This is a genomic window from Halolamina salina (genome assembly GCF_042678005.1).
Taxonomy (GTDB): Archaea; Halobacteriota; Halobacteria; order Halobacteriales; family Haloferacaceae; genus Halolamina; species Halolamina salina.
Window position 1 is genome coordinate 8279 of the sequence record NZ_JBHUDH010000011.1, and the last position, 8207, is coordinate 16485.

The 8207-nt window shown below is 69.0% G+C and carries 9 protein-coding genes; 3 read left to right on the forward strand and 6 right to left on the reverse strand.

All coding sequences use genetic code 11. The features are described from left to right. Positions 1-830: 830 nt before the first annotated feature. From ACFR9S_RS01260 to ACFR9S_RS01270, 3 genes are read right to left on the reverse strand one after another with little or no spacing between them, the layout of a single operon-like run. Entirely contained in the window at positions 831-2432 is a 1602-nt protein-coding gene (locus ACFR9S_RS01260) for a tryptophan--tRNA ligase (RefSeq protein WP_379730766.1), read from the reverse strand. A gap of 19 nt (positions 2433-2451) precedes the next feature. Further along, the gene (gene endA, locus ACFR9S_RS01265; RefSeq protein WP_379817832.1) at positions 2452-3486 is read right to left on the reverse strand and encodes a tRNA-intron lyase; all 1035 of its coding nucleotides are present in this window, start codon (positions 3484-3486) and stop codon (positions 2452-2454) included. A gap of 48 nt (positions 3487-3534) precedes the next feature. Further along, a complete protein-coding gene (locus ACFR9S_RS01270; protein WP_379730768.1) occupies positions 3535-4323 on the reverse strand; it encodes an Sjogren's syndrome/scleroderma autoantigen 1 family protein in 789 nt (262 codons plus the stop codon). Positions 4324-4383: 60 nt separating this feature from the next. Here ACFR9S_RS01270 and ACFR9S_RS01275 point away from each other — a divergent pair, with 60 nt between their 5' ends. Beyond that, on the forward strand, positions 4384-5034 hold the full coding sequence (locus tag ACFR9S_RS01275; RefSeq protein WP_379730769.1) for an HAD family hydrolase: 651 nt from the start codon (positions 4384-4386) through the stop codon (positions 5032-5034). 76 nt (positions 5035-5110) lie between these two features. Here the strand turns inward: ACFR9S_RS01275 and ACFR9S_RS01280 are convergent, their stop codons facing one another. Continuing rightward, positions 5111-5296: a hypothetical protein gene (locus ACFR9S_RS01280; protein WP_379817834.1), complete on the reverse strand. Its 186-nt coding sequence runs from the start codon at positions 5294-5296 to the stop codon at positions 5111-5113. Positions 5297-5432: 136 nt separating this feature from the next. After that, on the reverse strand, positions 5433-5975 hold the full coding sequence (gene msrA, locus ACFR9S_RS01285; RefSeq protein WP_379730770.1) for a peptide-methionine (S)-S-oxide reductase MsrA: 543 nt from the start codon (positions 5973-5975) through the stop codon (positions 5433-5435). 115 nt (positions 5976-6090) lie between these two features. Here msrA and ACFR9S_RS01290 point away from each other — a divergent pair, with 115 nt between their 5' ends. Beyond that, complete coding sequence (locus tag ACFR9S_RS01290; protein ID WP_379730771.1) at positions 6091-6342, forward strand: hypothetical protein; 252 nt, start codon at positions 6091-6093, stop codon at positions 6340-6342. Positions 6343-6387: 45 nt separating this feature from the next. Further along, on the forward strand, positions 6388-7263 hold the full coding sequence (locus ACFR9S_RS01295; protein ID WP_379817836.1) for a homoserine kinase: 876 nt from the start codon (positions 6388-6390) through the stop codon (positions 7261-7263). Positions 7264-7302: 39 nt separating this feature from the next. Here the strand turns inward: ACFR9S_RS01295 and pyrF are convergent, their stop codons facing one another. Then, entirely contained in the window at positions 7303-8163 is an 861-nt protein-coding gene (pyrF, locus tag ACFR9S_RS01300; protein WP_379817838.1) for an orotidine-5'-phosphate decarboxylase, read from the reverse strand. Between the last annotated feature and the right edge of the window lie 44 nt (positions 8164-8207).

The window sequence follows — 8207 nt, forward strand, 5'->3', positions numbered from 1 at the left end:
CCCCGCCTCGTCGGCGAGAGCGGGGATCGGCTGTGCGTCGGTCGCGCTCGCGGCCTGCAGGGCCGCGACCTGTCGTTCGGGGAGTCGCATGTGGTGAGTGTGGTTTGGTGGTCGCCCCGGCGTCGCTGGGGGAACGGTGCTGCCCGCTCGGTCGGTTTCGCCCGGACCGCCCCGCGCCGGGCTCCGCCGACCGATCAGGCGAAGAAGAACCCGACCCCGCGACCGTCGGCTGCGTGGCGGTGCGTCCGGGCGGCGGTGTCGGGCGCCATACGCGGAGCAACCCCCCGAGCGCGCAAAAAGGTTCCGTGAGTGGGTCGGATTCAGTGGTTGTGTCGTGGGTAGCGCATGCTCCAGTGTGGAGTGAGAAGGTGCTTCGACGACAGTTCGACACTCGACTGCCGAGGCAGCGACAGCGTCTCGATCGTTGGGGGACTGGAACCGCGACGGCAACAGCATCTCGATGCTTGACCACTTGCGACCGCAGTGCGCCGGACACGAGGTCCGGCACAGCACCGAGTCCCCACCCCTCCCCCCGCCGGCGCCGACGGTCGGCGCCGGCGAGGCGTCCACCGCCCCGCTACCGCACCGCTGTGGCTGTCGGCGCGAAGCGCGAGCGCCTCCGTGCGCGAGCCGAGCGCGAGGGACGACCGACTGAGCGAAGCGAAGGAGGGAGTCGGCTGGGGAGGTTCGAGGGCTGTGCGGGGCGGTACGGTCACAAGTGGTCATGCTCACTCCGCGGTCCTGTTCGCAGCCCAAACACCGGACTCCGCGGCACCGTTCGCAGCCGTACCGACGACGCCACCCAAAAGAGAGACGACGAGAAATCCGACCTAAACCGCGTCCTCTTCCTCCCGACCACCCAATCCGCGCCGATCGCTACCCAAGTCGATGTCCACGTCCTCCAGCAGTTCCTTCGCCTCCTCGCGTTTCTCCTGGTGCTCTTCGAGGAACTCCGCCATCAGCTCCGCGGCCTGCTCCTTGCAGCCGCCACAGAGCCGCTCGCCCGCGGTACACTCCTCGTACACCCGGGTCGCGAACTCGTCGTCCCCCTCCGCGAGCAGGTAGGCGTACAGCTCGTACACCGGACACTCGTCGGGCTTCCCGCCCAACTCACGCTGCTCCTCGGCAGTCGTCCGGCCGCCCGTCGCGGCTGACTTCACCTTGTCGTAGCCGTCTTCCGGATCGTCGAGCAGCGAGATGTGGGAGGCGGGAATGGAGGAGGACATCTTCCCCCCCGTGAGTCCGGTCATGAAGCGGTGGTAGATCGACGACGGCGCCTGAAAGCCGTAGCCGTCGTGCTCGATCTCGACCTCGCGGGCGATCTCCTCGGCTTCCTCGGGATCGAGGTCGAAGCTGTCGATGTGGGCGTCGTAGCGTCGCTTCTCGCCGGGGATCTCCTCGATCAGCGCGTCGAACGCCGCCTCGCTGGCGTTGCGGTCGAGGAAGCGAACGCGGGGGCGGATCGGCTCCTTGCCGCCGTTCTCCAGCTTCTCGACCAGCGAGTCGCGGGTCGCGGGGTCGGCGCCGATGGGCGCCGCGGGATCGTTGGCGAACTCGAGGAGGCGCTCGGCGGCGTCTTCACACCGCAGATCCTCGGTTTCCACGTCGTCGTCCGTCTCGAGCGCGTCGTACAGATCACGGAACAGCGCGCGCTCCTCGTCGTCGAGTTCGAAGCTCGCGAACGCCTCGGTCACCTTGAAGTAACGCATCCGCGCGGCGGCGTCGCGGGCGAACCGGACGTGCGGGTCCTGATCCGGCCCGACCGGGATCACCGTCGGCATCGGCTCGTCGAGTTGGGGGTAGAGGATGTCCGCCAACTGTGTCACGACCGACTGCATGTGGCTGACGTTCGTCTCGCCGCCGAAGCCGTAGATCGCCTCGAACTCCGAGAAGTTCGTCGTCGAGCCGATCTCGAAGGCGAGGTCCTGCAGTTCGCGGTTGTCGGACTGGCGGTAGAGCTCCCCGTCCTCGGGGTCGAACCCCAGCGCGATGAAGGAGAGCAGGTAGCTCCGGGCGTGCTCGTCGATCTCGTCCCACGACATCCCCCGGGCGGAGTGGGCTTCGAGGTCGGCGATCAGGCCGTACACCTCGCCGCCCTGCTGCTGGTGCCAGATCAGCTCGTCGAACACCATCTTGTGGCCGATGTGGGGGTCGCCGGTGGGCATGAACCCCGACAGCGCCGCGAACGGCTCGTCGTTGGCCATCGCCTCGGCGACGCGCTCGTACTCGCGGTGGCCGAAGATCGCCCCCCGGCGCATCAGGTAGTGGGGGTCCGGCACCTCGTCTGCGTCGAACTCCTCGATCCCGAACTGCTCGAACAGCTTGCGGTAGTCCTCGATAGTCGAGGAACCCCACGGGTCGAGGGCGACGTCGTCGCTCGATACGCTGTCGGTGCCCCCGTCTGTCTCGAGTGTGGGTTGGTCCTCGGTCATCGGTGTCCCTCGCCGCTTCTCACGGCGTGATTCGCTCGACGCAGAGCCAATCTATCTCTCCCGTCGGCTCGGTCAGCGCAAAAACCATTCGCTTGCGAACCCCGCCGGCCAGCCGCACGTCCAGCGACAGCTCCCGGGGGAGGAACTCGTGGTCCGGCTCGACCACCCGGACCAGCTTGTCCGAGTGGCCCAGATCCGAGACGCCGTCGAACGACTCGTACACCCGGAAGTCGGCGCCGAACTTGAAGCCGGACTTGGGCACCGCACCCGCCTCACGCAGCGACTCGTACGCCGCGTAGCGCCGGCGGAACCGCTCGCCCTCGATCGCCTCGGCGTGGCCCTGTACTGTTGCGAGATCCAGCTCCAGCGAACCCCGATCCGCGAGATACGCCGCCTCCAGCAGCGAGAGCTGGAGCGGTCCCGAGTCGGCGTTCCGCCCCGCCAATCGCTGCCCGAAGAAGCCGCCCTCGTACAGTTCCTCGGGCGGCTCCCACACCAGCAGCCGATCGTCCATCAGCGTCGCGTCCAGCGAGTCGGGCAGCGGCGGGTCCGCGGTGCCAGACGGCGAGAGCCACTCCGTGCCGAAGTAGGTGAGTTCGCCGTCCTCGTCGACGACCGCGAGCGCGTGCTCGTCGATACTCGCCGCCGACAGCGGCGCGCGCTCGCCGACGACCCGGAGTCGGTGGGCGATCTCGTCGTCCGCCGGCCCCTTCCCACGCGGATAGACCACGAAGTCCGTCTCGTCGTCGACGTCGTCACCGACCCAGCCGTCGCGGGCGGGCGAGAGGTAGAAGCCGCGATCGCGGAGGTCCTTGTAGACGACGAAGGCGAGCACCGCGTCGGTCCGGGTGAGGAACTCGCGGAACCCCATCGGGGTGCCGTCCTCGCCCGTGACGACGTCGAGGTCGCCGCGGTAGAGCAGGTGGGCGGCCTCGACCGGCGCGAGTTCGATGTCGCTCCCGCCGGCCGGGCGGCCGTACCCCCCGGAGTCGTAGAACCGCTGTTTGGCGTCGCCCGAGAGCCGGACCACGCCGTCGCGAAGCGTCCCGTCCATGGGGCTACGTCCCGGGGCGGCGGGTATAGGGACTGTGATCGGCGCCGATCACGGGCCGGCGCAGCCCTCGGTCACCCCCTCGCGGTAGCGGTCACACGTCCCGTCCAGACACCGCCGCCCGGCCGCGGTCTCGAACACCGGAAGCCCGCAGGGGCACTCACCGACCGCCTCGCCGGCGGGGATCGAAAACGTCGTCTCGCAGTCGGGATAGGCGTCGCAGCCGAGGAACGGCCGGTTCCCGCGGTTCACCACCGAGAGCGGCGATCCGCAGTCGGGGCAGTCCCACCGCCCGTCGAGCGCGTCGGCGACGGCGTCGGCCAGCGAGTCACACCGCCAGTCGACACAGAGCTCGAACGTCTCGCCGCGCTCGACGCGCATCATCGGGAGCCCGCAGTCGTCGCAGGTCTCCTCGAGCACCGTCGCCCCCGCGGGAAGCCCGTAGGCCGCCTCACAGCCCAGACAGGTCACCTCGCCGTTCGATCGGACGAGCGCGTCGCCGCAGTCGGGACACTCACCCAGTGGCACCCCGGCCTCGCTGGCGGGGAACTCCCGCCGACCCGTCGGGGCCTCGGCGATCACGCGCAGTTCCTGCTCGCCGCGGCGGGCCGTGAGCGCGAAGGAGTCGCCCTCGGTCTCGGTCGTCAGTTCGTCGGCGCGGGTGAGCCACGCCACGGGCTGGTAGCCGTCGGCGTCGTGGACCAGCACGGTTCGGTCCGGCTTCACCACCACGACCACGTAGCCGCGCTGGGTCCGCTCGCGCTCGCCCTCGAACTCGATCGTGCAGTCGCCCGCGAACAGTCGGATCCGGTCGGTCACGCGCGGGAGTGGTCCCGGCATCGGCCTTGAACGTCGGCGCGAAACCCCAAACGCGATGGCGCGGGCAACGGTACGGCGACCATGGACGCGCTGCTGTTCGACATGGACGGGGTCGTCGTCGACTCCGAGGACTACTGGCACCGCGCCGAGCGCGAGGAGCTACTGCCCGCGGTGCTCGATGGCGAACTCCCCGACCTCGACGAGATCACGGGGATGCCGTACCGCGAGATCTACGACTACCTCGACGCGAACTACGAGACGCGAGTGTCGAAATCGGAGTTCGTCGATCTGTACGACGAGACCGCCGAGACAGTCTATCGGGAGGAGGTCGAACTACTCGACTGCTTCGCCGAGGTTCGGGAGGCTGCCCGCGACGCCGGGGTCCCGGTCGGACTCGTCTCCTCGTCACCGCCGACGTGGATGGGGTACGTGCTCGACCGGTTCGGCCTGCAGTTCGACCTGATCCTCTCGAACGACGAGGTCGACGGTCCCGGCAAGCCCGAGCCGGCGATATACGAGGCGGCCGCGGAGCGGTTCGGCGTCGATCCGGTGGACTGCGTCGCCGTCGAGGACTCACGGAACGGGTCGCTCGCGGCCGAACGGGCAGGAATGGTCGTCGTCGGGCTCCGGGTCGATCATAACGCGGGGACGGATCTCTCGGCGTGTGACGTGGTGTGTGACGGATCCGAGGAGCTCCTCGCGGAGCTGTCGAGACGGCTCGGGGAGAGTTGAGCCAGCCGCTCGATCGGTATCCGGTGGCTTGACCGGCCGCCGAGCAGTATCAGCTTCAGCGCTCGCCGTCTCTCGGTTACACCTTTCCGACGTGGCCACAGCTGGGGCACTTCGCCTTCGCCGAACTGAGCAGCCCGCCGCTTTCGGTTAGCCCGTTCTTCTTCAGGCAGTCGCCGTGGAACCAGTCGCCACACTGGGTGCAGTAGGTTCCGTTTTGGCCGTCGACGACCTTTCCGTCGCAGAAGTAACACCTTCCTCCCATGCCACATCAGTTGACATGATATCTAATAATAGTTGGGGAGGCGACCGTTTTCTCGGCCGGGATACGGAGTGCTCACCAGGCGTGGAGGCCGCTAGCTCCCGTGTGACGGCGACGATATCGGCGAGAAACGGCGTGTTCAGTCCGACTCTGCCCGCGCCTTCTGCTCGAACTTCTCGCGGACCTTCTCGATCTTCGGCGTCGCGTGCATCGAGCAGTAGGCGTCGTCGGGGTTCTTCTCGAAGTAGTTCTGGTGTTTCTCCTCGGCGCGGTAGAACGTCTCGAGCGGCTGGATCTCGGTGACGACCTCGTCGTCGTAGCCGCCCTCTTCGTCCAGCGCCTCGACGTACGCCTCGGCGATCTCGCGCTGTTCCTCGTCGTGGGGGAGGACGATCGAGCGGTACTGGCTGCCCACGTCCGGCCCCTGTCGGTTCAGTTGGGTCGGGTCGTGGATCGTGAAGAACACTTCCAGTACGTCCTCGTAGCTCAGAACGTCCTCGTCGTACTCGACGCGTACCACTTCCGCGTGGCCGGTGTTCCCGGAACAGACCTCGCGGTACGTCGGGTCCTCGGTGTGGCCGCCGGCGTAGCCGGAAGTGACGTCTTCGACGCCGGATCGCTCCTCGAACGCCGCCTCCACACACCAGAAGCAGCCGCCGCCGACGGTCGCTGTCTCGGTCATACCCGCACGTAGCGCACGCGAGCGTATGTATGTGGCGCGCACCTGCGTGCCGGCGCCCGAGCGCCGCCCGAGAGCAGAAGTTTAAAGCGCCGTTCGGACGGAGAAGCCGTAAGGAATGCTCCCGCTCCAGGTCATCGACAGTTTCCTGCTCAACTACAACATTGGGCAGGTGCTGTTACTCGTGTTCGCCCTGGGAACGCTCGGCCTGCTCGGCCTCGGGTCGAAGAAGGTGCTCGGCCTGCACTTCGGTGCGTTCGGTCTGATCTTCGTGATGACCCCGCAGGCGATCAACCCCAAGCTCTACCTGTTCCTCGGCCTGGGGCTGATCGTGATCGCGCCGATGCTGTTCGCCACCGCCGACGAGTAGCGACCGAGCGCCAGCTTTTTCGCGCGAACCACGGTACGACTCCGCATGCGAACAGTCCGCGCGCCGGCGACCAGCGCGAACCTCGGTAGCGGCTACGACACGTTCGGCGTCGCGCTCTCCCACCCCACGGATATCGTCCGGGTCGAGCGCGCCGACCACACCACCATCGAGGTGACCGGCGCCGGCGCCCAGTTCATCCCCGAGGACCCCGACCGGAACACCGTCGACGCCCTCGCCGACGCGCTCGACGGGCCCGCCCACATCGAGATCGACAAGGGGGTCAGGCCCGCCTCCGGTCTCGGCTCCTCGGCAGCCTCGGCCGCGGGCGCGGCGCTCGCGCTCAACGACCTCTACGACCGCGGCTACTCCCGCGAGGAGCTGGTCCCGATCGCCGCCGAGGGCGAGGCGGTCGTCTCCGGCGCCGCCCACGCCGACAACGTCGCTCCCGCCCTGCTCGGCGGCTTCACGATTGCGACCGAGAACGGCGTCCGCTCGATCGAGACGAACGTCCCGCTGGTCGCGTGTCTCCCCGAGGAGCCTATCTCCACCCGCGAGGCCCGCGAAGTCGTGCCGACCCACCTCACGATCGAGGAGCTCGTCACCACCGTCGGCAACGCCGCGACGCTCTCGGTCGGGATGTGTCGCTCCGACCCCGAACTCGTGGGGGCGGGGATGGCCGACGAGGTGGTCACGCCCAACCGCGCGGCGCTGATCACCGGCTACGAGGACGCCGTGGAGGCGGCCCGCGAGGCCGGCGCCCACGGCGTCACCGTCAGCGGCTCCGGCCCGGGCGTGCTCGCGGTCTGTCCGGCAGGGCGCCGGCGCGCCGTCGCGGCTGCGATGGTGGAGGCGTTCGCGGACAACGGCGAGGACGCCCGCGCCTACCGGACGTGGACCGGAAACGGCGCGGAGTTGGTGTAGAACGGGCGCGGCCGAGAACGATTTCCCTGCGGTCGATCGTCAGCGGTACTGGTTCAGCCGCTTCTTCAGCCGCGCGGCCGCGTCGCCCGCCGCCGCGAAGTACGCGTCCTCGTCGGGCGCCCGCCCGCCCGACGCGCCGGAGACGGTGTTCCGGCCGACCTCCTCGCCGGCGAAGATGATCCCGCGCGAGGAGTTCACCAGCCCGACGTCGACGCTCGCCCCCTCGCGCGCCGCGAGACCGTGCTCGACCGCGGCCTCGGCGTCGCCGCCCTGTGCGCCCACGCCGGGGACGAGAAACGGGATGTCCGGAACCGTCTCGCGGATCTCTTCCAGTTCCTCGGGCGCGGTCGCGCCGACGACGAGGCCGACGTTGCCGTGCTCGTTCCACGTGTCCGCGAGCGCGGCCACGCGCTCGTACAGCGGTTCGCCGGAGTCGAGTTCGAGGTCCTGCAGGTCCGCGCCGCCGGGGTTGGAGGTCCGACAGAGCACGAACACGCCCGCGTCGGCCTCGGCGAGGAACGGCTGGAGCGAGTCGCCGCCCATGTAGGGGTTGACGGTGATCGCGTCCACCTCGTCCAACACCTGCGCGTACTGCCGCGCGGTGTTGCCGATGTCCCCCCGTTTCGCGTCGAGGAGGACGGGCACACCCTTCCCGTGGGCGTAGGCGACGGTCTCCCGGAGCGCGCGCCAGCCGTCGGCGTCCTCGTAGAACGCGGCGTTTGGCTTGTAGCAGGCGGCGTGCTCGTGGGTCGCGTCGATGATCCGGCGGTTGAACGCCCAGCGCGGCAGGTCGTGGTCGTCGAGGAACTCGGGGATGCGGTCGGGGTCGGCGTCCAGCCCCACGGAGACGACGCTGTCGGCGTCGTCGATGCGGGCGGAGAGGTCGTCGAAGAAGGACATACCGGGAGCGCGCGCTGGCGGGGCAAGAAGCCTGCCGTTTCGGT